15 protein-coding genes are annotated in these 25,084 nt (G+C 44.3%); 12 read left to right on the top strand and 3 right to left on the bottom strand.

The genetic code is table 11. From position 1 onward, the window contains the following. Position 1 precedes the first annotated feature (1 nt). On the bottom strand, positions 2–1,924 hold the full coding sequence (locus ACK8OT_RS18615) for a PrkA family serine protein kinase (protein ID WP_410198007.1): 1,923 nt from the start codon (positions 1,922–1,924) through the stop codon (positions 2–4). 355 nt (positions 1,925–2,279) lie between these two features. After that, on the bottom strand, positions 2,280–3,086 hold the full coding sequence (locus ACK8OT_RS18610) for an ion transporter (protein ID WP_410198006.1): 807 nt from the start codon (positions 3,084–3,086) through the stop codon (positions 2,280–2,282). Positions 3,087–3,451: 365 nt separating this feature from the next. On the opposite strand from ACK8OT_RS18610, the gene ACK8OT_RS18605 reads away from it, so the two are divergent. The 3 genes from ACK8OT_RS18605 (at position 3,452) to ACK8OT_RS18595 (ending at position 6,576) form a co-directional block, all read left to right on the top strand. Beyond that, positions 3,452–4,321, top strand: coding sequence for a hypothetical protein (locus ACK8OT_RS18605; protein WP_410198005.1), 870 nt, complete (start codon positions 3,452–3,454; stop codon positions 4,319–4,321). A gap of 275 nt (positions 4,322–4,596) precedes the next feature. Beyond that, on the top strand, positions 4,597–4,860 hold the full coding sequence (locus ACK8OT_RS18600) for a DUF4212 domain-containing protein (protein WP_410198004.1): 264 nt from the start codon (positions 4,597–4,599) through the stop codon (positions 4,858–4,860). A gap of 9 nt (positions 4,861–4,869) precedes the next feature. Beyond that, positions 4,870–6,576 (top strand): sodium:solute symporter family protein, encoded by a 1,707-nt coding sequence (locus tag ACK8OT_RS18595; RefSeq protein ID WP_410198003.1) that lies wholly within the window; start codon positions 4,870–4,872, stop codon positions 6,574–6,576. 62 nt (positions 6,577–6,638) lie between these two features. Here the strand turns inward: ACK8OT_RS18595 and ACK8OT_RS18590 are convergent, their stop codons facing one another. Further along, the gene (locus ACK8OT_RS18590; RefSeq protein ID WP_410198002.1) at positions 6,639–8,426 is read right to left on the bottom strand and encodes an ABC transporter ATP-binding protein; all 1,788 of its coding nucleotides are present in this window, start codon (positions 8,424–8,426) and stop codon (positions 6,639–6,641) included. Between the two features lie 379 nt (positions 8,427–8,805). Here ACK8OT_RS18590 and proQ point away from each other — a divergent pair, with 379 nt between their 5' ends. The 9 genes from proQ (at position 8,806) to ACK8OT_RS18545 (ending at position 24,820) form a co-directional block, all read left to right on the top strand. After that, on the top strand, positions 8,806–9,447 hold the full coding sequence (proQ, locus tag ACK8OT_RS18585; RefSeq protein ID WP_410198001.1) for an RNA chaperone ProQ: 642 nt from the start codon (positions 8,806–8,808) through the stop codon (positions 9,445–9,447). Positions 9,448–9,462: 15 nt separating this feature from the next. Next, positions 9,463–11,463, top strand: a complete 2,001-nt coding sequence (gene prc / locus ACK8OT_RS18580; RefSeq protein ID WP_410198000.1) for a carboxy terminal-processing peptidase — start codon at positions 9,463–9,465, stop codon at positions 11,461–11,463. Positions 11,464–12,217: 754 nt separating this feature from the next. After that, complete coding sequence (locus ACK8OT_RS18575) at positions 12,218–13,621, top strand: sodium-dependent transporter (RefSeq protein ID WP_410197999.1); 1,404 nt, start codon at positions 12,218–12,220, stop codon at positions 13,619–13,621. 166 nt (positions 13,622–13,787) lie between these two features. Further along, positions 13,788–16,400, top strand: coding sequence for an aminopeptidase N (pepN, locus tag ACK8OT_RS18570; protein WP_410197998.1), 2,613 nt, complete (start codon positions 13,788–13,790; stop codon positions 16,398–16,400). Positions 16,401–16,454: 54 nt separating this feature from the next. Further along, positions 16,455–16,676, top strand: a complete 222-nt coding sequence (locus ACK8OT_RS18565) for a DUF2835 domain-containing protein (RefSeq protein WP_410197997.1) — start codon at positions 16,455–16,457, stop codon at positions 16,674–16,676. Positions 16,677–16,812: 136 nt separating this feature from the next. Then, the gene (locus ACK8OT_RS18560; protein WP_410197996.1) at positions 16,813–21,669 is read left to right on the top strand and encodes an NAD-glutamate dehydrogenase; all 4,857 of its coding nucleotides are present in this window, start codon (positions 16,813–16,815) and stop codon (positions 21,667–21,669) included. Positions 21,670–21,819: 150 nt separating this feature from the next. Beyond that, a complete protein-coding gene (gene pyrD / locus ACK8OT_RS18555) occupies positions 21,820–22,830 on the top strand; it encodes a quinone-dependent dihydroorotate dehydrogenase (RefSeq protein WP_410198013.1) in 1,011 nt (336 codons plus the stop codon). Positions 22,831–22,916: 86 nt separating this feature from the next. Continuing rightward, the gene (locus tag ACK8OT_RS18550) at positions 22,917–23,462 is read left to right on the top strand and encodes a cell division protein ZapC (protein ID WP_410197995.1); all 546 of its coding nucleotides are present in this window, start codon (positions 22,917–22,919) and stop codon (positions 23,460–23,462) included. Between the two features lie 173 nt (positions 23,463–23,635). Continuing rightward, the gene (locus ACK8OT_RS18545; RefSeq protein ID WP_410197994.1) at positions 23,636–24,820 is read left to right on the top strand and encodes a cyclic di-GMP phosphodiesterase; all 1,185 of its coding nucleotides are present in this window, start codon (positions 23,636–23,638) and stop codon (positions 24,818–24,820) included. Positions 24,821–25,084 lie beyond the last annotated feature (264 nt).

The raw sequence follows: 25,084 nt of genomic DNA, 5'->3' as shown, positions 1-25,084 counted from the left end.
CTTACGACGCTTTACGCACGCGTAAGTACCACTCGGCCAGTAACCTAACTTGCTTGCGGGTATAGCCTTTTTCCATCATACGAGCGACAAAGTCGTCGTGCTTTTTCTGATCATCGGCCGAGGTTTTGCCGTTAAACGAAATCACAGGTAACAAGTCTTCGGTATTTGAGAACATTTTTTTCTCAATCACAGTGCGTAATTTTTCATAACTGGTCCAATTCGGATTCTTGCCCTGATTACCGGCGCGAGCGCGCAGTACAAAGTTGACAATCTCGTTACGAAAATCTTTTGGATTACTGATGCCAGCCGGTTTCTCGATTTTTTCGAGCTCGTTGTTAAGGGCTTCGCGATCAAACAGTTGACCAGTTTCTGGGTCTCTGAATTCTTGATCTTGGATCCAAAAGTCGGCATAGGTGACATAGCGATCAAAGATGTTTTGTCCGTATTCAGAATAAGATTCAAGGTAAGCGGTTTGAATTTCCTTGCCGATAAATTCGACGTATTTAGGGATCAGGTAACCTTTGAGAAATTCGAGGTAGCGTTCGGACACTTCATTAGCAAATTGCTCGCGCTCAATTTGTTGTTCCAATACATAAAACAAATGTACTGGGTTGGCGGCAATTTCGGTGTCATCAAAGTTAAACACGCGAGACAAGATCTTAAATGCAAACCGCGTTGAAAGCCCCGTCATGCCTTCATCAACGCCCGCATAATCGCGATACTCTTGGTAGGATTTTGCCTTGGGATCGGTGTCTTTTAAGCTTTCACCATCATACACCCGCATTTTTGAGTAAATGCTTGAGTTTTCAGGCTCTTTTAAGCGCGAAAGAATAGAGAATTGAGCTAAGGTTTCCAATGTGCCCGGCGCGCATTTCTCACCGACGAGTTCACTGTTTTTCAGCAGTTTATCGTAAATTTTGACTTCTTCACTGACGCGCAAACAATATGGCACTTTAACGATGTAAACCCGATCCAAAAATGCTTCATTGTTTTTGTTGTTTCTAAAGGTCATCCACTCCGATTCATTGGAGTGAGCCAAAATAATACCTTCAAAGGGCAGGGCAGAGAGGCCTTCGGTGCCGTTATAATTGCCTTCTTGGGTCGCTGTTAATAGGGGATGTAACACCTTGATCGGTGCTTTGAACATTTCAACAAATTCCATTAGGCCTTGATTGGCTCGACATAAGGCGCCGGAATACGCATAAGCATCGGCATCGTCTTGGGCATAATGCTCAAGTTGGCGAATATCGACTTTACCGACCAAGGACGAAATGTCTTGGTTGTTCTCATCACCGGGCTCGGTTTTAGCAATACACACCTGATTTAGGATAGACGGATAGACTTTAACCACTTTAAATTGACTAATATCACCGCCGTATTCTTTGAGGCGCTTAGCCGCCCATGGCGACATAATATTATGCAAGTAGCGTTTGGGTATTTTGTATTCGTTCTCTAAGATATGGCCATCTTCATTGGCATCAAATAAGCAAAGAGGGCTGTCGTTAACCGGTGAGCCTTTAAGCTTATAAATCGGCACTTTTTGCATTAACTGTTTAAGTTTCTCGGCCAAAGAGGATTTACCGCCACCCACAGGGCCAAGTAAATAAAGAATTTGTTTGCGCTCTTCTAACCCTTGCGAAGCATGCTTTAAGTAAGACACGATTTGCTCTATGGCGTCTTCCATGCCAAAGAAATCTTTAAATGCAGGGTAACGATGAATTAAGCGATTTGAAAATATACGGCTTAACACGGGATCTTTGGCGGTGTCGATGGTTTCAGGATCGCCAATCGCAATGAGTAAGCGCTCTGCGGCAGAGGCGTACACGCTGCGATCTTCACGACACAACTCGAGATATTCACTGATAGTGAACTCTTCTTCCCGCGCTTCTTCGTAACGAGACTTGTAATGTTGAAAAATGCTCATAACCTTCACTCCCTCAGTTATGTCAACTTTGATGCTGGGATTATCAAAGTCATATCAGTAACAATGTGTTAAATGATGCGGTTAGCTGACAAATATTCATTCGCGCTCTCCAGACAATCCATTTGGCTGGGGTAACCCAGAAGGCAAAGGCCTGACGACCGCTCTGTTTATAAGACTAGCTCTAAGTTTGAAAATTGCCTTATTAACGAGGTGTTTTTAAAGCAATTTTTTCTCTATAGACGATCTTTAGCTGAGGTCAAGGGGGGAATACAGTGGGAATTAAGCGTGGTTGTGGGTTGGGGAAATGGCAGAAGGTGAGAGGTGCATTCTGCCATTGATCAAATTACCTGCTGCCTTATGGTCGCGGCGGCAGCTCAGTACCGCAATGATTGCAATAACGGGCATCGGCATCATGGCCGCTGCGATCGCAGTGCACACAATGGATTAAATTGCGCTCGCGCTGCATCTCTTGGGCTAATTCTGCGGTAATGATGCCGGTGGGGACGGCCAAAATGGCATAACCAACCAACATGGTAATGGAGGCAATTGCTTGACCCAGAGGCGTGGATGGGCTGATGTCGCCATAGCCTACCGTTGTGATCGTCACGATGGCCCAGTAAATGCTTTTGGGAATGCTGGTAAAGCCATTTTTTGGCCCTTCAATCAAATACATTAAGCAGCCGAAAATCACGATCAAAATCGCCACAGAAAATAAAAACACAAATATTTTACGCTTTGACGCCAGCAAGGAGCGAAACAAGGTATTGGCTTCTTGCAGGTAGCGAAACAGTTTAAGAACTCTAAATATGCGCAGCACTCTGAGGATACGGATGATCATCAGGTAGTTTGCACCCGGAAATAGTAAGGAGATAAAGGCAGGCAAAATAGACAAAAAATCAATTACGCCATAAAAGCTAAAGGCATAAACCCTAGGCTTAGGTGATACGTATAGTCGTAATAAATATTCAGCCGTAAACAATAAGGTAAAGCCCCATTCGGCATAGTAAAAATAGCTATGGTACTGGCTTGATAAAGAGGTAACGGAGTCGAGCAATACCACAAGCACGCTAGCAAAAATCATAATTATCAAGAATATATCGAAGTTTTGCGCGGCTCTGTTGTGGGTACCAAAGATGATTTCAAATATTTGCTGTTTGTTCATTACTGTCTCTGAACTGGTATTAATTAGGGCGTGATTGCGTTTTATCTATCGCAACAAGAAGTTGTAGTGCACAGAACAAAGAAGTTTGATAAATATTTTGTGTTGAGGCAAGACTTAACTTCTATAGTCATACTGTAATTTTTAACTAGTTGTATAAACTATGTTTTTTATTTCTGCCCTCAAAAAATGGCTGTGATTATGTCAACAATTAAGAAACACCAACGGCGTAGCGGTAACGAAAAATTATGAGTTTCATCATAAACGACCACTTACTGTCTTGTAACCCAAGGGCAGTTAGAGTCACACTAGTTAACTAGAAGCTTGTTTGAAGCCTGCTATCCACCTCAACAAATGGAGTAATTTGAGTGAAAATCATTTTTATGCTCGCTGCCATATACACTTGTCTGTGCTCATTTCAGCTTTGGGCAGCCCCTAATAAAGGCGAGCAATTGATCATCGTGTTACCGGCAGATGTAAAAGAAGACTACGAAAAGTACATCAATGGTCGTAACCCACTAACCATGACCAGTTATGAAGGTGAGGGGGCAAGACGTGATGTGGTGGAAGTGGTACTAGTGCAACAAGCTTTGCATTTTGGTGGCATTGATTCGCCTGTGCGCTTTATTACTGCTGACTCGCACGCTCGCATCATCAAGCAAGTATTGGCCGGACGCGCCGTGTTGGCGGGTAACTCTATTTGGTTGGATTTATTGACCAGCAGTGAAGAGCTGCTTTATGTCTCTACACCGATTATCGAAAATGGCCAGTTCGAAGCAGGTTTGTACACCATAGAAAGTAATAAAGAAGCGTTAAAAGCTAAAAGCATGGATGAAATTCGTAGCCTGATTGCGGTTTCAAGTAAGGCATGGATCATCGATTGGCAAACCTTAAATGCCATGAAAATGCGTAAATTGATCAACACGGTTAAGTGGTCGTCCATGGTTAAGATGGTTAACATTGGTCGTGCTGACTTTCTACTCGCTCCGTTTCAACCCACCCCCGATCTCGCTTTTGAGCCAGAAGGTGTTCGCCTGATCCCGATTCCTAATTTAAAAATCGGTTTACAGGGCTCACGCCACTTCGCTATCTCTAAGCGTCACCCGCAAGGCAAGGCCGTTGCACAGGCGCTTGATAAAGGCATTGCTATCATGAAACAGAAAGGCTTAGTGGAAAAAGCCTATGAAGATTCTGGTTTCTTTAATACTAAGGTCAAAGATTGGCAAAAGTTATTGTAAGCCAAGCTTGAACATCGCCTACAAAAGCCAGCGTTTTGCTGGCTTTTTTGTCTTTATACTTAGCCTGCGCTTAATTCTCTCCCAAAAAGCTAACAAAATGTTACATTCGCTTTGCTTAAATTGCCACGATTTCGCGATCCAGTTAACACATCAACCCTTAATGTATCCGTAAAGAGCTGAAAATAAAGCTTTTCTACTAAAGTCTAAGTTTCTTATCCCGGTTTTAGATTTAATGTTAACAGTGCAACAACCTATTAACATTTAAGGAGAGCAATATGGCTTTCGAAAATCAAGACATGGCAAAACGCTATTGGAGCGAAAACCTCAAAATTATGGGGGTACTGCTAGCTGTGTGGTTCGCAGTATCTTATGGCTTTGGCATTCTGCTGGTTGAACCCCTCAACCAAATATCGCTGGGTGGTTTTAAACTCGGCTTTTGGTTTGCACAACAAGGCTCAATCTACACCTTCGTGGCACTCATTTTTATTTATGTAGTAAAAATGAATCAGCTAGATAAAAAATACAAAGTAGAAGAGTAGGAGTTAGAAATGGATATTCAAACTTGGACCTTTATCCTGGTTGGCCTTACCTTTGCTCTTTACATCGGTATTGCTATCTGGGCACGAGCGGCCTCAACGGGTGAATTTTATGTTGCTGGTGGCGGTGTGCATCCGGTTGCAAATGGTATGGCAACGGCTGCCGACTGGATGTCAGCGGCGTCCTTTATTTCAATGGCCGGTATCATTTCTTTTATCGGTTATGATGGCGGGGTATACCTAATGGGTTGGACCGGTGGTTATGTACTACTGGCACTGTGTTTGGCTCCCTATTTACGTAAGTTTGGTAAGTTTACTGTGCCAGATTTCATAGGTGACCGTTACTATTCTCAAACTGCACGTATGGTAGCTGTTTTCTGTGCAATTTTTGTGTCTTTCACTTACGTTGCTGGTCAAATGCGTGGGGTAGGCGTGGTGTTCTCACGTTTCCTCGAAGTTGACATCAACATGGGTATCATCATAGGTATGTGTATCGTGTTTTTCTACGCGGTAATGGGTGGCATGAAAGGCATTACCTATACCCAAGTTGCGCAATACTGTGTATTAATCTTTGCCTTCATGGTACCTGCTATCTTCACCTCAATCATGATGACAGGTAACCCTGTTCCTCAACTTGGCTTTGGTGGCACGGTAGCTGATGGCTCCGGTATGTATTTATTGGATAAACTCGATGGGTTATCGACCGAACTGGGCTTTAACTTGTACACCGATGGCTCTAAATCCATGGTTGACGTGTTCTTTATTACGGCAGCGCTAATGGTGGGTACGGCTGGTTTACCACACGTAATTATCCGCTTCTTCACCGTTCCTAAAGTGAAAGATGCGCGTATCTCTGCGGGTTGGGCACTTATCTTTATCGCTATCTTGTACACCACTGCACCTGCAGTAGCAGCATTTGCTCGTGTTAACATGATTGATTCAATCAATGGCCCAGATCTGAAAGGTGTACCGGCTGAACAAGCACCTGGCTGGGTAACTAACTGGGAGAAAACAGGCTTAGTTAAATGGGAAGATAAAAACGGTGACGGCCGTATGTTCTACTCGGGCGACGCTCGTAACGAAATGGACATTAACCGCGATATTATCGTATTGGCTTCTCCGGAATTAGCTAACTTACCTAACTGGGTAGTGGCACTACTCGCGGCGGGTGGTCTAGCTGCGGCACTTTCGACAGCGGCTGGTTTACTCTTGGTTATTTCAACCTCGGTAGCCCATGACTTACTGAAGAAAGGCCTCAAGCCCGATATGACCGAAAAACAAGAACTACTGGCAGCGCGTTTAAGTGCGGTTGGTGCAGTTATTGCAGCAGGTTACATGGGGATTAACCCACCCGGCTTTGTGGCGCAGGTAGTGGCATTTGCCTTTGGTTTAGCGGCATCGTCCTTCTTCCCTGCGATCATCTTGGGTATCTTCTATAAGAGAATGAACAAAGAAGGCGCGATTGCCGGTATGATCGCAGGTATCGTCTTCACTACCGCTTACATCGTGTTCTTCAAGTTCATTAACCCAGAAATGAACACGCCTGATAACTGGTGGTTTGGTATTTCACCAGAGGGTATTGGTACTCTAGGTATGATCTTGAACTTTGTGGTTGCGATTGCTGTAAACAAGGTAACCGCTGAAACACCGCAAGAAGTGCAAGATATGGTTGAAAGCATCCGTTATCCTAAAGGAGCGGGCGCGGCTATCGACCACTAACAGCTAACCTTGCCAAATTAAGTTAAAACCCAGCGAGAGCTGGGTTTTTTTGTGACAAGAGTTTAGTGATTGCCATACAGGCTTTGATATAAACCGGGTTGATTAACCAGGGCCGAATGTTGGCCTGTTTGGCTGATTTTGCCGTCTTCAAACACAAAGATGCGGTCGGCTTGTTTTACCGATGACAGTCGGTGCGCCACTATAATGGTGGTGCGATCTTTTAGGAAATCAGCTAAGGCGATGTGAAGATCCGCTTCCGTTTTAGTATCAAGGGCAGAGGTAGCCTCGTCCATGATCACTAATTTAGGGTCGGAAAGCACCATGCGAGCAATCGCAATACGTTGCTTTTGTCCGCCTGATAATTTCACCCCACGTTGGCCAACTTGGGTATCCAGTTTGTCGTCTAACTTAGCCACAAAATCATCTAATTGGGCGATTTTTAAGGCCTGCCAAATACGCTCATCGCTGATGCCTTCACCTAAGGTAAGATTGTTGCGGATGTTGTCGTTAAATAGGCAAGGACTTTGCAGCACGGTTGCGGTATGACTGCGGATAACATCAAAACCGCATTGATTAACATTAACGCCATTAAATAAGATTTCACCGCGATCTAGCGGATATAACCCTAGCAATAATTGAATCAAGGTTGACTTACCGCCGCCACTGGCGCCGACAAAGGCCACTTTTTCACCGGGTTGAATGGTCAAAGAAATGCCGCGAATAACCTCTACTTCTTCGTTATAAGAAAAATGCAGATCATGCAGGGTTAACGTTAGCTCGGATGTTTGGCTAAAAGGGGACTGCTGCTGAGGTAATTGAGGCTCAACGGATAACGCCAACACCGAATTAAGACGTTTGAGTGAGGCCGACGCTGCAAAATAAGAATATTGCATGTTAAGTAGCTCTTGTACTGGTCCCATCATAAACCACAAGTAGCCAAATACAGCAAAAATCTCACCAACGGTTAGGTCGGTAAACAGCACCATGATCATGGCGACCGCGCGAAAAATTTCAAAACCAATTAAGAAAATTAAAAAACTCGCTCGGCCTGCCGCTTCACTGCGCCAAGCGTAGTCAATGGAACTGTTTCGCAAGCCCTTAGCGCGATCGATGATGCGATCAATATAATGGCGCTCTTTATTGGCAGCGCGTATTTCATAGATACCGTCTAAGGTTTCAACCACTGCCTGTTGAAATAACTCAAAGGCGCTATTTTCGTTTTTCTTTAGGTGTTTCACCTTGCTGCCAAGCTTGGTAGAAAAGAAGATCACCACGGGATTGAGCAGCAAGATAAACAAGCCAAGTTGCCAGTTTAACCAAAGCAAAATGGTCGCAGTGCCTAAAACCGCCAGCACACTGACTAAAAACCGACTTAAGGTGTCGCCAATAAATTTGTCGAGGGTTTCGACATCGGTAACAAAATGTGAGCTTAAACTACCAGAGCCAAGGGTTTCGTATTCTCGGATGGCAATCAGTCGCATCTGCTTAACTAAGACCTGGCGGATCAAAAAGGTAATATGCTTGGCGATAATGGTAAATTGGCGTGATTGCAATACGGTAAGCGCAACACTTAAGGTGCGCAAAAAGATGGTGAACAGCAACACACACACTATATAGATCACGGGGGTTTGCCAGTCGGGTGGCAGCAGTTGATCCATAATGCCGATGGACGTGCCAGGCGAGTTGAGCAGTACCTCATCCACCATTAACGGCATTAACAAAGGTACGGGTACAGAGGCGATGGTCGCTAGAATGGCCACCACATGGGCGATAATAATTTCTTTTTTATAGGTTTTGGCGGTGTCAAAAATACTGCGCCAAGAAAATTGTGAAGATGAGTTTAAAACCATGGGGAGACTACTGGTAAATAAAAGCAGCCATTCTAACGGCTCACAGGGCGGGCGCAACCACAAAATGCCCACTAAAATGACGAACACGCCGGCAAATTTAAACTAAATCCTGTGATAGTCAGTATTGTCTGTTAAGAGACTAAAAAACCAATATTTACCACCAAGTTGTAAACAACTGGCTAATATTGAGGCAACCAGTGCAAAATCCGCGGGTCAAGTTTAATTATTGTTCGATTTACGAGACAGGATCGGGTAGGGTTAGCGAACTTTCGCGCAAGCATGGTCGAATGACAATATTTTTGTTAGCATTCGGTTAAACAGGCTAGGCACATGAATAGCCAACAGCTAATATCCAAACGTAGTGAGATTTAGGTTTTACATGGAAAACTCTGAAAAATTGACAAACAACAAGCAAATTATCGCTTACCTAGTAGAAATGTTCCCTCTTTGTTTTATCGCCGAAGGTGAAGCAAAGCCCCTTAAAATTGGTATTTTCCAAGACTTAGCAGAACGTTTAGGCGATGATGAAAAAGTCAGTAAAACCCAATTACGTTCAGCACTACGTCAATACACTTCAAGCTGGCGCTACCTTCACGGTATTAAGCCAGGTGCGAAACGTGTCGATCTAGATGGCGTTGAGGGCGATGAGCTGCAGGCGGAGCATATTGAACACGCACAAAAAGCGTTGAAAGAAAGCAAAGCTAAAGTATTTGCTGATCGTAAAGCCGCGGCTAAAGATAAGCCAGCTAAAGCGCCAAAATCAGCCGCGCCTAAATCGGCAGCGAGCAAAGACAAGCCAGCTCGCAGCAGTAAACCTAAGCAAAGATCAGAGAAGCCAGCAGAAAAAGTAAACTATGTTCCTGCTGAAATTGGTCAATTAAAAGTTGCGCAAGAAGTCAAAGTGATTGTCGGTAAAGCACCAGTGCCTGCTACTATTGTAGATATCAACAAAGATGAGGTACAGGTTCAACTTATGTCAGGTATGACATTGAAAGTGAAAGCCCAACACCTGATTCTTTAATTCAAGGATGCCTTTATGAAGAAAGTTTTTCGTTTAACGCTTCTTACCACTAGTTTATGTGTGGCAAGCTTAGGTTTTGCCGTTCAGCCTACAATCAAGGTTGAAGACTTACCTAAACTAGAGCAAGAGCCACAGCATGCAACCGTAAGTAAGCGGGTAACTCAGCTGTTTAGTCGTAATCACTATAAGCCGATGTTACTAGACGATGCGCTTTCTTCTGAAGTGTTTGATTTATATGTTAAGCAGCTTGACTACAACCGAAATATTTTTATCGAATCAGACATTAGTCAATTTGAAAAATACCGCTTGCAGTTGGATGAAGATTTGAGCAAAGGGCGTTTAGACCCCTTGTACGACATGTTTGCGCTTAATTTGCAACGTCGTTACGAGCGCTTTCAATATGCTCTCACCCTGTTAGACCAAGAAATCACCTTCGATACGCCAGATGAATACACCTTTGACCGCAGCGAAGCGCCATGGGCGAAAAATACCGCTGAGCTTAATGAAATTTGGCGACAAAAAGTTAAATATGATGCGTTAAACCTTAAGCTGGCAGGCAAAAAATGGCCAGAAATCCAAAAGGTGCTAACCAAGCGCTACGATTACGCCATTAAGCGGTTAACCCAAACGCAAAGCGAAGATGTGTTTCAAACCATCATGAATGCTTACGCGCGCACTATCGAGCCGCATACCAGCTATTTATCGCCACGCAATGCAGACCGTTTTAACATGGAAATGAACCTTTCTCTTGAAGGGATTGGTGCGGTATTGCAAGGTGAAGACGACTACACCGTGGTGCGTAGCCTAGTACCAGGTGGTCCAGCCGATAAAACCAAGAACATCTCAGCAGACGACAAAATTGTTGGGGTGGCTCAAGGCGATGAAAAAATGGTCGACGTTATTGGTTGGCGTTTGGACGATGTGGTTGATTTAATCAAAGGTCCAAAAGGCACAACGGTACGTTTAGAAGTGCTACCTGCCAAAGCGGGCAGTGATGCGGGCACAAAAATTGTTCATATTGTGCGTGAAAAAGTCCATTTAGAAGATCGTGCTGCCAAATCTGAAATCATCGAGATTGAGGGTAACAAAATTGGTGTTATCGATATTCCAAGTTTCTATGTCAATCTTAGCCAAGACGTAGACAAAGAAATCACCAAGCTTAAGCAGGATAAAGTAAAAGGCATTATCGTTGACTTGCGCGGAAATGGCGGCGGTGCACTGACGGAAGCGAGCTTGTTAACGGGTCTATTTATCGAATCAGGTCCTGTGGTACAAGTGCGCAATAACCGTAATCGTATCGAAGTCAATGGCGATGAAGACGGCAAAGTAAGCTATGACGGCCCATTGACCGTTCTGGTTGATCGTTATAGTGCATCTGCTTCGGAAATTTTTGCTGCCGCATTGCAAGATTATGGCCGTGCATTAATCCTAGGTGAAAACACCTTTGGTAAAGGCACGGTGCAACAGCATCGCAAATTGTCGCGTATCTATGACTTCTATGAAAAACCCATGGGTAACGTGCAGTACACCATCGCTAAGTTCTATCGCATTGATGGTGGTAGTACGCAAAATAAAGGCGTGGTGCCAGATATCTTATTCCCTACGCCCATTGAAGCCAGTGAAACCGGTGAAAGTGTAGAAGAGAACGCGTTGCCTTGGGATCAAATCAAGCCAGCAAATTACAATCGTCTTGGCGATTTTAGTAAGTTAGTTGCCAAACTTGATGAGAAGCACAAACAACGTATGCAAGCTTCTCCAGAATTTGGCTATATCTACCAAGATATTGAAACCTACAAGCAAGAAAAAGATCGCAAGACCATTAGCTTAGTTGAATCAGAGCGGATCCGTTTGCGTGAAGAGAAAGATGCGCTAGAACTTAAGCGAGCCAATGAGCGCTTACAACGTTTAGGTAAAAAACCGGTTACTAAGCTTGACGATCTACCTGAAGATTTCGAAGAGCCAGATGTTTATCTTGAAGAAGCCGCAGCGGTGACACTTGATCTTGCTAAAGCTTAATCAGACTGGTTATTAGTCTTTGTGAGGGTGGCTTTTGCCGCCCTTATGGTTTTCTTGCCCATTTGCTCACATTCAATATCAAAACACGCTGACCCAAGCTCAATCTAACGCTTGCTATAGCCATGCCTAAACTAGCTGAATATATTCAGTTACCCTGATTACGTAATTCCCAGCAAGCTGTGTCGACACTATGTCTATGCCATTCTATTGCATCGCTGCGCCAAATAATTGTATTAACAGTCATGTCCAAATCTCAGTGGCTAATTATGTACCTAAGATAAAAAGTGATAATCCAGTGATACCTACTGTAATCATTGTGTTAATCATTATTTATTGTTGCGTTATCAATAATGATTAGAATTTCACATTGTCTCGATGTGAAATTTATCTCATTTTTAAAGAAATCTAATTGTAACCCTATCTGCATGAAACAACGTCGCAGCGCTGATTATTTGTCTGATTTTTTAGTCTGCAATACTGTTTTTTTGTAGATACATATTCTTTAAAAAATGATAAATCCTGCGCTATCTAGGGATAATGAGCTGCCAGATAGAATTATCAATACAGAATAGATGTAAAACTATTCATAATTAGTGAATTCTTATGCGATATAATCGTGATTTATCAGCATAAATACCTAAAATTGTCCCATTGGTGGCGTTTTACAGGTTGTCAGACATTTGTTTTTTATGATTATATTGCGCGGGCAAACACAATATCCTCAAATAACAGATATAACAAAGAGCTATTAATAATGAGTACAAACACAAGTGTCACAGGAAGGTGGTCTAGCCGCTTTGCCTATATTTTGGCAGCAACAGGCGCAGCGGTTGGTTTAGGAAACATCTGGAAGTTCCCTTACATTATGGGTGAAAACGGCGGCGGTGCTTTCGTTATCGTTTACCTACTTTGTATTTTATTTATCGGTATTCCGGTAATGATGGCAGAAACCTTTATCGGTAAACGCGGTCGTTCAACGCCGGCAAATGCGGCTGCAAAGGTTGCACAAGAATCAGGCCACACAACCCATTGGTCACTGTTAGGTACCTCTGGCGTATTGGCTGGCTTTTTGATCTTAAGCTTTTATGTGGTGATCGCAGGTTGGGCACTGGCTTATGTGTTCTACGCGGGTACGGGCGAATTTTCAACCATGGCCGCAGCGGCAGTTGAAGGTACTTCAGGCCATGCGGATGCGGTTGGCGCACTCTTTGGTGGCTTATTATCAGACCCATTCAAACTGATCCTTTGCACTACATTAATGGTGGTCGCAACGGTATTGGTATTGGGTAAAGGTTTAAACAAAGGTCTTGAAGCGGCGGTTACCTCGTTAATGCCAGCACTGTTTATCTTGCTAGCCATTATCATGGTTTATTCAGCTATCGAAGGTCATTTTGGTGAAGCGGCTGCATTTATGTTTGCCCCAGACTTTAGCAAGCTAACCGTACACAGTGTACTTGAAGCCTTAGGTCACGCGTTTTTCACCCTAAGCTTATCATCAGGCATCATGATGATTTACGGTGCTTACTTACCTGAAGGTGTCTCTATTGCGCGTACCTCAATTTGGATTGCGGTATGTGATACGGTTGTTGCTCTAATGGCGGGTCTTGCGATTTACCCAATCGTATTTGCTAACGGCATGGAGCCAAGTGCAGGTCCTGGTCTATTGTTCCAAACCTTGCCAATCGCCTTTGGTAAGATGCCAATGGGTGATCTATTTGGTACTGTGTTCTTCGTGATGATCGTATTCGCTGCGTTTACCTCTGCCATTGCATTACTTGAGTCGGCAACGGCTTACCTAGTAGAGCGTAAAGGCATGAACCGTTGGCCAGCAGCTATCGTGTCAGGTGTAGGTATCTGGGTATTAAGCCTTGGCTCTATCTACTCATTCACTGGCGCTGAGTGGACCAAAATGTCGTTCTTTGGTCACGGTGAAAACTTCTTTGATGTATTAGACTACATTACCTCTAAGTTAATGCTGCCATTGGCGGGTCTGTTCACGGCTATTTTCGTGGGCTGGCGAGTTAAGCGTCACATCGTTGAGCAGGAAATCCAACTTAACGGCGCGGCATTTAATGCCTTCTTCATCTGCTTGAAGTACATCGCGCCTGTGGCAATTACCATTGTATTTGCACAGTTAGTTGGTTTAATCAGCCTATAACCCTGCATTTCAGGCGGGCATTAACTTAATTTTAACTAAGATAATGTGAAGCCATTAACACTTAAAGGGCCATATCTTGGCCCTTTTTCATTTGCTAGTAATTATCATTGACCCGTGCTTGAATATTTGTCAGCCTTAGCGATATTTTCAATTGATAGGCATGATTATGGAACAGCAACCTCAAGCTAAGCATTTAAAAGACTACCAATCGCCAGAATACACCATCACCAAAATCGATTTAGATTTTCAGCTTGTAGATAATGCAACCATTGTCACTGCTCAATCGCACTTTGTTCGCCAAGGTGAGACAGACCAAGTTTTCTTAAACGGTGAGCACCTCAAATTATTGAGTGTGGCCATCAACGGCGAAGCCTTTAGCAATTATGAATTGAGCGATTCAGGCCTAACACTTAAACAAGTTCCGGCTGAGTTTGATTTAACTATCATCACCCAAATCGACCCACAAGCCAATCTATCAGGCGAGGGCTTATACAAGTCGGGTGACGCCATGTGTACCCAATGTGAGGCGGAAGGTTTTAGACGCATTACCTATTACCTTGACCGTCCAGATGTATTGGCGCAATTCACCACCAAAATCACCGCAGATAAAAGCCAATACCCGTTCTTACTTTCAAATGGTAACAAGATTGCTGAAGGTGAGCTTGAAGACAACAAGCACTTTGTGCAATGGCAAGACCCATTTCCAAAGCCGTGTTACCTGTTTGCACTAGTTGCAGGTGATTTTGACGTATTACAAGACAGCTACACCACGGTTTCAGGTCGTAATGTGGCGCTGGAGATTTTTGTCGATAAGGGCAACCTAGATCGCGCCGACTACGCCATGGGTGCATTAAAACGCTCAATGGAGTGGGACGAGCAGCGTTTTGGTCTAGAGTACGATCTCGACATCTATATGATAGTGGCGGTTGATTTCTTCAACATGGGCGCGATGGAGAACAAAGGCCTTAACGTGTTTAACTCCAAATACGTATTGGCCAACAGCCAAACCGCCACCGACGCTGACTATGACGGCGTAGAAGCGGTGATCGGGCATGAATATTTCCACAACTGGACAGGTAACCGTATTACTTGTCGTGATTGGTTCCAACTCAGTTTAAAAGAAGGCTTAACCGTATTTCGCGATCAGGAATTTAGTAGCGATCTAGGTAGCCGTGTGGTTAACCGTATTAACAATGTAAAAATTATTCGCAACCATCAGTTTGCCGAAGATGCGGGCCCTATGTCTCATCCAATCCGCCCTGAAAGCGTGATTGAAATGAACAACTTTTATACCGTCACCGTGTATAACAAGGGCTCAGAAGTGATCCGCATGATCCACACCTTATTGGGTGAGGAAAAATTCCAAGCGGGTATGAAGCTTTACGTCGAGCGTTTTGATGGCCAAGCGGTAACCTGTGAAGACTTTGTCAAAGCGATGGAAGATGCATCGGGTGTTGACTTAGCTCAGTTCCGTCTTTGGTATAGCCAATCGGGCACGCCGATTGTTGATGTCACCGATGAATATGATGCAACTAGCCAAGTTTACCGCTTACACCTAAAACAGCGCACCGAGGCAACGGCAGACCAAGCTGACAAACAGCCACAACACATCCCAGTGGATCTTGAGTTGGTCTCACAAAGCGGTGAAAATCTGTTAATTGATGGCCAAGCCAGTCAGGTGCTTAACTTCACCCAAGCAGAGCAAACCTTTGAGTTTAGCGGAATTAACAGCCAGCCTGTGCCGGCATTATTTAGAGATTTTTCGGCGCCAGTTAAATATCATTATGAATACAGCGATGAACAGCTCGCGCTGTTACTGAAAACCGCTAGTAATGCCTTTGCGCGCTGGGATGCTTCGCAAAACTTGTTTAATAAATACCTAGTGGCCAATGTGGCTCGCGTGCAACAAGGCCAAGCAGTTGAAATTCCAACCTTTGTGGTGGATGCGTATCGCAGTTTACTGCTTGCTGAGCAGCCTGACCTTGCCTTAATAGCAGAAGTATTAGCATTTCCATCACAAAGCTCATTATGGCAATTGTTTGATAAAGTGGATGTTGATGCGATTGCCGACGCGCGTAATGGCATGTTAACTCAGCTAGCGGGCGAAATGAGCGATGAGCTGTTATGTTTATACCTAGCAAATCGCAGCCAAGCACCATACGAGCTAAGTCAAAGTGCAGTAGAAAAGCGCAAGTTAGCAGGCATTTGTTTGGCCTTATACGCTAAGGTTGAGCCTGAGCATGCCAGTGAGTTAACGCAGCAGCACTACGATCACAGCGACAACATGACAGATACCTTCAGTGCCCTTAATGCTGCCAATATTGGTCAGCTTGCCTGTCGTGAAACCTTAATGGCTGATTTTGATGCTAAATGGCGCCATGATGGTTTAGTTATGGATAAATGGTTCGCATTGGCGGCAACCAGCCCAGCCAAAGACTGTTTAGAGCAAGTTAAAGCTTTACTTGAACATCCAAGCTTTAGCATTAAAAACCCTAACCGCACGCGCTCGTTGATCGGCAGCTTTGTTGCGGCCAATACCGCTATTTTCCATGCCAAAGATGGCTCAGGTTATGCGTTCTTGGGTGATATCTTGTTGCAACTAAACAAGATCAATCCACAAGTGGCTGCGCGTTTAATTACCCCGTTGATCCAATTCAAACAATTGGATCAAGGTCGTCAAGAGCTGATGATCGCGCAGCTAAAACGTTTATTAGCTGAGCCTGAATTGGCCAATGATCTCTTTGAGAAGGTCACTCGCGGTCTAGAGCAAGTTAAGTAATCAAACCCCTGTGTGCGGGCAATTTGCCCGCGCACACGTTGATCAAGGCGCGCAATGCAAACCTATTACTTTTCAATGTTTATTAGTTATCAAGATTTCGAACTGCTGTATCGTGGTGCGGTGCGCAGCATTCAAGTTACAGATGACAACGGCAAAATTATTCGCTTACCTGCAGTAAAATTCATTCCTTGGCTTAGTCATATCGGTATTAGAGGGCGCTTTAGGTTAACTTTAGGCTCCGACAACAAGTTTATTTCCCTTGAAAAAATCGCCTGATAATCACTTTTTGTCATGGTTAGGTAATATTTTCGGTTTTTCGTGCAATCTCACTATAATTCCCATCGCAGTACGATAAGTTTGGCTATTATTTGGTAATAAGTGTCTGACTCTATTCGTATCTTCGAGGTTTATTATGGCGAAATCCGATTCACCCAGTTCAGTTATACTGCAAAATGTTCTCGATTTAGTTAAAACCAAACTCAACAACGACAAAGTAGAGTTAGCACAAGAGTTTGTGCTGTATCTTTATCAGCCTATTTCAGAGCAAGATCTGGCCCTGCGTAACGACAGTGATATGTATGGTGCGGGTATCGGGCTGTGGAACTCTCTTAATCAAAGAACGAGCCATGAGCCTTACATTAAGGTGTATAACCCGTCGTTAGATAAACATGGTTGGCAATCCACCCATAGCGTTATTGAAATCATCGTCGATGATATGCCCTTCTTGGTGGACTCGGTACAAATGACATTGCAACGCTTAAACATCGGCTCGCACTTAGTGTTGCACCAGCCAATGGGATTAGCGCGTGATAAGCAAGGTAAAATTAACAAGATCAGCATTAACGCCGAGGTGTTAGCCAAGGGCGAGCTGAGTAACGAAACGGTATTTCTAATCGAAATAGACCGCCAAGCCGACGAGGCTAATTTAAACCAAATACAGGATGAACTCAGTAAGGCCCTAAAAGATGTCAATTTAGTGGTGAGTGATTGGCAGCCGATGAAGGCCAAATTAGAATCGGTGATTGCCCAACTAGAGAAAGGCAAATATCAAGGTGATGCCAGCCATAAAGAGCAAGTCATCGCCTTTTTGACTTGGTTGGCCAATCACAACTTAACATTAATGGGCTATCGCGAATACCACATTGAGCCAGTGGCAGGTGATCATAAGATTAACCCCGTGATGGACACCAGTCTTGGCTTAATGCGCAAAGGGCAGGGGCAAGAAATCAGCCTATTATCGCAATTGCCTAAGGAAGCCCAAGCCGAGGCGGCGAGTCAAGAGCTGCTCATATTAACCAAAACCAATCTTAAAAGTAGCGTTCATCGCCCCGCTTATATTGACCATATCGGCATTAAACAGTTTAACAAACAAGGCCGTGTTGTCGGTGAGCACCGCTTTATTGGCCTTTATGCCTCATCCCTTTATAACAGCAGTGCCACGCAAATTCCGATGGTTCGCCAAAAAGTTGAGCGGATCATGACTTCTTCGGGTTTGTTAAAAGGCTCCCACGCTTACAAGGCCTTGGTTAATGTGCTGGAAACCTTTCCTCGTGATGAATTATTGCAAGCCAAAGAAACCGAGCTATTAAAAATTGGTACCGGCGTGTTGCAAATGCAAGAGCGCGACATGACGCGCTTGTTTGTTCGCAAAGACACCTTCGGCCGCTATATCTCTTGCATCGTGTTTGTTACCAAAGAGCGCTTTAACACGGCATTAAGGGTGAAAACACAACAAATACTGGCACGCTACTTTAATACCGAACATCAAGTTGAATTTAATACCTACTTTACCGAGGGCGTGCTTGCGCGTACCCATTACTTGGTCCGAGTGGAAAATATTGAAATGACAGTGGACGTCAAAGAAATTGAAAACAACCTCATCGAAGCGGCTCGATCATGGGACGATAAGGTTCAAGCAGCCTTATTTACCCATTTTGGTGAAGCCAAAGGTAACGCACTTGCTCGCCGCTATGTATCGGGTTTTCCGCGAGCCTATAAGGCAGATATGCTGGCCGGCAGTGCGCTGGCTGATATTCAAGCCTTAGAAGCGCTAAACGACTGTAACACCTTGGGCATGCAATTTTATCGCGCCCAAGAAGAGCAGTCGGACTCGCGCAACGTTAAGTTGAAACTGTTTCATAAAAACCAGCCCATCCACTTATCAGATGTGTTGCCGATGCTCGAAAACATGGGGCTGCGGGTCATTGGTGAGACTCCTTATGCCGTGAAAATTTGCGATGGCTCGGTGGGGTGGATCTTAGACTTCTCCATGACCTACACCGGCAGTGCCAATTTCAAAATGGAGCAACGCCAGCAAGACTTCCAACAAGCGTTTGCCAAGATTTGGTCCGGTGAGCTCGAAGACGATGGCTTTAACCGCTTAGTGCTGGGCGCTGGGTTAACCGGCCACGAAACGGTTATTTTACGCGCTTATGCCAAATATATGCGCCAAACGGGTACCACCTTTAGTCAAAGTTATATTGAGGCTGCGCTAAACCGTTACCCTGAGTTAGCGCGGTTATTGGTTGAAATTTTTGATGCTAGGTTTAATCCGAATCAGGCGGCAGCCGAACAGCAGGATAAGCTCCAAGAAACTGTCTTAGCGCAGTTAGACGAGGTAGCTAATCTTGATGATGATAGGATCATTCGTCATTTCTTAGAGATGATTTTAGCCACCATACGCACCAACTATTATCAAACCAACAGCCAAGGTGAGCCTAAGTCATATCTATCTTTGAAAATTAAACCAAATAAAATCAGTGATATGCCAAGGCCGCGTCCGGCATTTGAAATTTTTGTTTACGCGCCCGATGTGGAAGGGGTGCATTTACGTGGCGGCAAGGTGGCGCGAGGAGGTTTGCGTTGGTCGGATCGCCGAGAAGATTTTCGTACCGAGGTGCTGGGCTTAGTGAAAGCGCAGCAAGTAAAAAATACCGTGATCGTTCCGGTTGGTGCTAAAGGCGGTTTTGTCTGTAAGCAACAACCCGAAAACGGCGATCGCGCGGCAATATTTGCCGAAGGTCAGCGCTGTTACCGCATTTTTATTCGTGCTTTATTAGACATCACCGATAACATAGTCAGCGGTGAAATTGTGACGCCAACAAATGTGGTGCGCCACGATGATGACGACCCGTATTTGGTGGTTGCGGCCGACAAAGGCACTGCAACCTTCTCTGATATCGCTAATGAAATCAGTGCTGAATATAACTTTTGGCTAGGTGATGCGTTTGCTTCCGGCGGTAGCCAAGGTTATGACCATAAAAAAATGGGGATCACTGCAAAAGGGGCATGGGAATCGGTTAAACGTCATTTTAAAGAAATCGGAATAGACTGCCAAACCACGGATTTTACCTGTGTTGGTATCGGTGATATGGCGGGCGACGTGTTTGGTAACGGTATGCTGTTATCGCAGCATATTCAGCTGCAAGCGGCGTTTAACCACATGCATATTTTCATCGATCCGACTCCCGATGCCGCCAGCTCTTGGCAAGAGCGTAAGCGCTTATTTGAATTGCCGGGTTCAAGTTGGTCTGATTACAACAGTGAGTTGATTTCTAAAGGCGGGGGCATTTTCTTGCGCAGCGCTAAGGCCATCACTTTAACCCCAGAAATCAAAGCCATGATCGGCAGCGAACGTAAAACCATGGCGCCTAATGAGTTGATACGTGAATTGCTGCAAATGCCCGTGGATTTACTCTGGAATGGCGGGATCGGCACCTACATTAAATCTAAACAAGAAACCGATGCGCAGGTCGGCGATCGCGCCAATGATGCCGTGCGCGTAAATGGCCATCAAGTGAAAGCGAAAATTGTCGGAGAGGGCGGTAACTTAGGCTGTACTCAACTTGGCCGGATTGAATTTGCCAGCCAAGGTGGGCGCATTGATACCGACTTTATTGACAATGTTGGTGGCGTGGACTGTTCGGACAATGAAGTGAACATTAAGATCTTACTTAATGGCTTGGTTAATGAAGGTGAATTAACCCTTAAACAACGTAATAAACTGCTGGTGGACATGACCAGTAATGTCAGTGAAATTGTGCTTAGGAACGCCTATCGCCAATCTCAATCTATTTCGGTGACCCAAAACTTGGGCGCGGAAAGTCTAAAAGAGCAGATCCGCTTTATTCATGGCTTAGAAAAAGAAAAACGCCTCGATCGCGCGCTCGAATACTTACCCAGTGATGACGAGCTGTCTGAGCGTTTAGCGCAAAATCAGGGCTTAACACGACCTGAGCTGTGCGTGCTGTTAGCTTATGGAAAAATGGTATTGAAGCAGACACTTAACTGCCCAGAAATCACCGAAGATGGCTATTTAGCCCAATGTTTAATCGGCGCATTTCCCAGCGTATTACAACAAAAATATGCCGCGCAAATGGCCAAACATCCACTGAAAGGGGAGATTATTGCCACCCAAATTGCTAACCAGATTGTCAATGACATGGGGCTTAATTTTGTTGCTCGCCTCAGTGACGAAACCGGCGCAACCGATGCCGAAATTGCCAAATGTTATGTGATGGCGCGCGAGGTGTTCGGACTTAACCCGATTTGGCGTGAGCTCGAAGCCTTAGATAATAAAGTGCCAGCGCAAACTCAATTAGCAATCATGAGCCAAACACGGCGCACCATTCGCCGCGCTACGCGTTGGTTCTTGCGTTTGCGTAATCGCAGTTGGACCATCAGCGAGAATATCGAGTTTTACAAACCGGCTTACCAGCAACTGCAAGACAACTTACTGAATATTCTGGTGGAAGAAGAAGTACAAGCAATCAGGGAGCAAAGCCAAGCCTTGATTGAACAAGGAATATCAGAGCAATTGGCGAACACCATTTGCCAGCATGATTTATTGTTCTCGGCGCTGGATCTGGCGCAAATATCAGAACAACAACAACGTACGATTTTGGTTTGCGCCGAAATCTACTTCAACTTAGGGTCGAAACTTGAGCTGCATTGGTTCCTTGAGCAAATCAATGGTCTGGCAGTAGATAACCACTGGCAGGCTCTGGCGCGAGCATCATTTCGCGAAGAACTTGACTGGCAACAAAGATCACTGGCATCTGGGGTATTATCTGTCTGTCATGAAACAGATTTCTGCGGTAATATACTCGACACTTGGTTGCAACGCCACGAAGGGCTGCTGGCCCGCTGGCATCACATGCTAGCAGACTTTAAAACCAGCTCAACTCATGAATTTGCTAAGTTCTCCGTTGCGTTGCGAGAGCTAAACCTACTTAACTTAAACTGCATTGCCAATACAGATCAAGAATAACGATTGGTAATCGCAGCGACGCCGAGCACATAACCAACAAAGGGGCATTTAGCCCCTTTATTGTGCAAGGCATAAACCGAATGCCCCGTAGCATTTGTAGTGTATAGGCTAGAAATGTTGCGTTTGTTTAATGAGATGATTGAGGTCAACATGTTATACCGTCTTGCTAGAGAAGCGTTTTTTAAATTGGATGCGGAAAAAGCGCATGATCTTGCGATAAATAACTTCAAAAGAACGCAAAATACCCCGTTAGAAATGGTCTATCGTCAAAACCTAAGAAAGCGTCCGGTTGAAGTCATGGGCATCACCTTTGACAACCCAGTTGGCCTAGCTGCAGGTTTAGATAAAAACGGTGAATGTATCGATGCGTTTGCTGCGATGGGCTTTGGCTTTGTAGAGGTGGGTACGGTAACACCCAGAGCACAAGACGGTAATCCAAAACCACGTTTATTTAGAATTATTGAAGCCGAAGGCATCATCAATCGCATGGGCTTTAATAACCGCGGTGTTGATTACTTAATCGAAAATGTAAAAGCGGCAAAATACCAAGGTGTTATTGGTATCAATATTGGTAAAAACTTTGATACACCGGTTGAAAATGGTAAAGACGATTACCTCATCTGTATGGATAAAGTTTACCAACATGCCTCTTATATTGCGGTAAATATCTCATCACCTAATACACCGGGATTAAGATCTTTACAGTACGGCGAAGCCCTAGATGATCTATTAAAAGATCTAAAAGCGCGCCAAGCTGAATTAGCAACCAAATATAATAAATACGTTCCACTGACCGTAAAAATTGCTCCCGATTTAACGGTTGAAGAAATTGTTCAAATTTCTGATTCATTTGTTCGCCATAATATTGATGGCGTGATTGCCACTAACACTACCTTAGAGCGTGACATGGTTAAAGGCATGCCACACGCAGGTGAGGCGGGTGGCTTGAGTGGTCGTCCGGTGCAAACTAAGAGCACCGAAGTCATTCGTATGCTTAATAAAGAAATAAACGGTGCAATGCCAATTATTGGGGTAGGCGGTATTGATTCAGTTGTTGCGGCCAAAGAAAAAATGCAAGCCGGCGCTAAATTGATTCAGGTTTATTCTGGATTTATTTACCATGGTCCGGGCTTAATTAAGAACATTGTCGAAAATTACTAATTCTTTTTACGGATTTTAACGTCAAAACTTGATTTATTATGACAATTATTTTATAGCTATAGTCGTTTAATAAATTCGAGTTGATTATGATTTTAAAACCTGACGACAATTGGCTTTGGAAAATTGATAATAAAACCTCCCAACTGACCCTAGAGTTGGGAGATGATTTGGTTTTCCAGCCTTATCTTAATCGCAAAAAAATGGTGCCCTTCTATCAAACCGTGCAGCCATTTAGCGTTGACGATGCGGCTATTTACTACCAATTGTTAGATCAACTTAGTCAACATGATCTTGCCAATGCGGTTAAAGTGTATTGGATTTTAAATGCCATCACGGCGGTGCGCTTTCATAAACCTATGATGCCACAAAGCTGGTTTTTCAAAACCCAATCTGGTTTTTATCAAGCAAGCCAAGGAGAACTGATCGGCTTAACTTGCAATGCTGGCCATACCGCACGCTACCTCGTTTTAGAGTCTAATTCACAGATCAGCTTATGTATGCTGGTGGATCAACAACACGAATTTAGTCAGCACAAAACCTTGCAACAATTTGATGTGATCAAAGTGATGAATGACAGAGTGACGCCGTTACATGCCGAGCAGCCAATAATCCAAGATCTCGCCAGCGCCTAAACCCTACATCCTATATTGCCGTTTCATTCCCAGAGCGGATCCGCTCGCACTGGCAGCGGGATGCGACTAAGTATCTAACGTGCTGTACAGTGGTAAAAACCCTTAGCCTAAACCCATATTTCCAACCATAATAGAAGCATTCAAGTAATTTCTTATTGGCAAGGTCACCACTAATGTTGATTGAAAAATCACTGTCAGAGCTGGAAATTGGCCACTATATCGTGGACATAGTACAGCAGCAGAGAAATATTCAATTAAGTCATGCCTGTTATGTTGAATCCGCACAAACCATCGCTGTGCTGCACAACAAAGGCATACAAAGTGTCATGATAGACACCAGCCGCACTCGCAGCATTGACGAGCCAGTAGAGCCAGAGCAACCAACCAACCGTGCTAGCCAACCCATAGAGGCAGGCTTTATTAAACGCATGGGACGAGCCAGCAGTATTTTTAAAGAATCTAAGCAATTGCAAAAAAAGATCTTTGAAGATGCGCAAAGTGGCCGAGAATTAGATCTTGCTCCCGTGATTGAAGCAACTAATGCGGTTATCGATGAAATATTTAATAACTCTGATGCATTAGCTAGCGTAATTAATATTCGTAAAAAAGATCTGTATTTATTAGAGCACTCGGTTGCGGTTTCGGTATTAATCTCAATATTTGCCAAATATTTAAAATTGGATCGTGACGTGATCCATCAATTGGCCATTGGGGCATTTTTACACGATGTTGGTAAAATCATGGTGCCAGATGCCATCTTAAATAAACCGGGCAAATTAACCGATAACGAATTCACCATCATGAAAACACATGTAAATCATTCGATTCATGTGATTGAAAATACGCCGACTATCAGTAAATTAAGTTTAGAAGTTGCGGCGCTGCATCATGAGAAGCTGGACGGCTCAGGGTACCCTTACCGAGTTAAAGCAGAAAGAATATCGAAGTACGGCCGCATGATCGCCATCTGCGACATATTCGATGCCTTAACCGCTAATCGTGTTTATAAAGACGGTTATGCCCACATCAAAGCGTTTAATATTTTGCGCCATATGGCAGGAGATGGTCACCTCGATAGCGAGTTGGTGGATCAATTTATTAAATGCATGGGGGTGTATCCGGTGGGGACGTTAGTGGAGCTGCACTCAAATCAATTAGCCATAGTGGAAAGCAGTAATCCAGCCGATCCCATTAATCCCAAGGTTAGGCCCTTTTTCAGTGTTGAGCAGCATAGTTACCGGCCAAGTTCGGCTGTTGATCTCAGCGAAGGCGAGGACTACATAGTCAAAGGCGTACGCCCCGATGACTTTGAGTTAGACATGGAGCAAGTCATCGAATACCTGATGAAGCAAGGTTAGGTAAAGCATATCGCTGCCCTAGTAGGAGCCGAGCTCGCTCGGCGAATAATCACCGTCCGTTCCCTGAGCAAGCTCAGGTCCCACAAAAGCCGCGCAATATTGATTTATGCCCCAGCAAAAAAGATGTGCCCTAGTAGGAGAGGCTTTTAAGCCGCGAAAATACCCAGCGCCCAATGCCAAGGTTAGCGAATTCCCTGAGCAAGCTCAGGTCCCACAAAAGCCGCGCAATATTAATTTATGCCCCAGCAAAAAAGATGTGCCCTA

Origin of the sequence: Motilimonas thetidivivens (genome assembly GCF_046452435.1) — a bacterium.
In the GTDB taxonomy this organism is placed as follows: Bacteria; Pseudomonadota; Gammaproteobacteria; order Enterobacterales; family CBDFNC01; genus Motilimonas.
Note: the sequence above shows the minus strand (reverse complement) of the source record. Positions and strands in the feature narration are given on the sequence as shown.

Excerpts from the sequence above, each read along its gene's own strand:
- ACK8OT_RS18615 (WP_410198007.1), bottom strand. The coding sequence starts at position 1,924 with ATGAGCATTTTTCAACATTACAAGTCTCGTTACGAAGAAGCGCGGGAA.
- ACK8OT_RS18610 (WP_410198006.1), bottom strand. The coding sequence starts at position 3,086 with ATGAACAAACAGCAAATATTTGAAATCATCTTTGGTACCCACAACAGA.
- ACK8OT_RS18600 (WP_410198004.1), top strand. The coding sequence starts at position 4,597 with ATGGCTTTCGAAAATCAAGACATGGCAAAACGCTATTGGAGCGAAAAC.
- ACK8OT_RS18595 (WP_410198003.1), top strand. The coding sequence starts at position 4,870 with ATGGATATTCAAACTTGGACCTTTATCCTGGTTGGCCTTACCTTTGCT.
- ACK8OT_RS18590 (WP_410198002.1), bottom strand. The coding sequence starts at position 8,426 with ATGGTTTTAAACTCATCTTCACAATTTTCTTGGCGCAGTATTTTTGAC.
- proQ (WP_410198001.1), top strand. The coding sequence starts at position 8,806 with ATGGAAAACTCTGAAAAATTGACAAACAACAAGCAAATTATCGCTTAC.
- prc (WP_410198000.1), top strand. The coding sequence starts at position 9,463 with ATGAAGAAAGTTTTTCGTTTAACGCTTCTTACCACTAGTTTATGTGTG.
- ACK8OT_RS18575 (WP_410197999.1), top strand. The coding sequence starts at position 12,218 with ATGAGTACAAACACAAGTGTCACAGGAAGGTGGTCTAGCCGCTTTGCC.
- pepN (WP_410197998.1), top strand. The coding sequence starts at position 13,788 with ATGGAACAGCAACCTCAAGCTAAGCATTTAAAAGACTACCAATCGCCA.
- ACK8OT_RS18565 (WP_410197997.1), top strand. The coding sequence starts at position 16,455 with ATGCAAACCTATTACTTTTCAATGTTTATTAGTTATCAAGATTTCGAA.
- ACK8OT_RS18560 (WP_410197996.1), top strand. The coding sequence starts at position 16,813 with ATGGCGAAATCCGATTCACCCAGTTCAGTTATACTGCAAAATGTTCTC.
- pyrD (WP_410198013.1), top strand. The coding sequence starts at position 21,820 with ATGTTATACCGTCTTGCTAGAGAAGCGTTTTTTAAATTGGATGCGGAA.
- ACK8OT_RS18550 (WP_410197995.1), top strand. The coding sequence starts at position 22,917 with ATGATTTTAAAACCTGACGACAATTGGCTTTGGAAAATTGATAATAAA.
- ACK8OT_RS18545 (WP_410197994.1), top strand. The coding sequence starts at position 23,636 with ATGTTGATTGAAAAATCACTGTCAGAGCTGGAAATTGGCCACTATATC.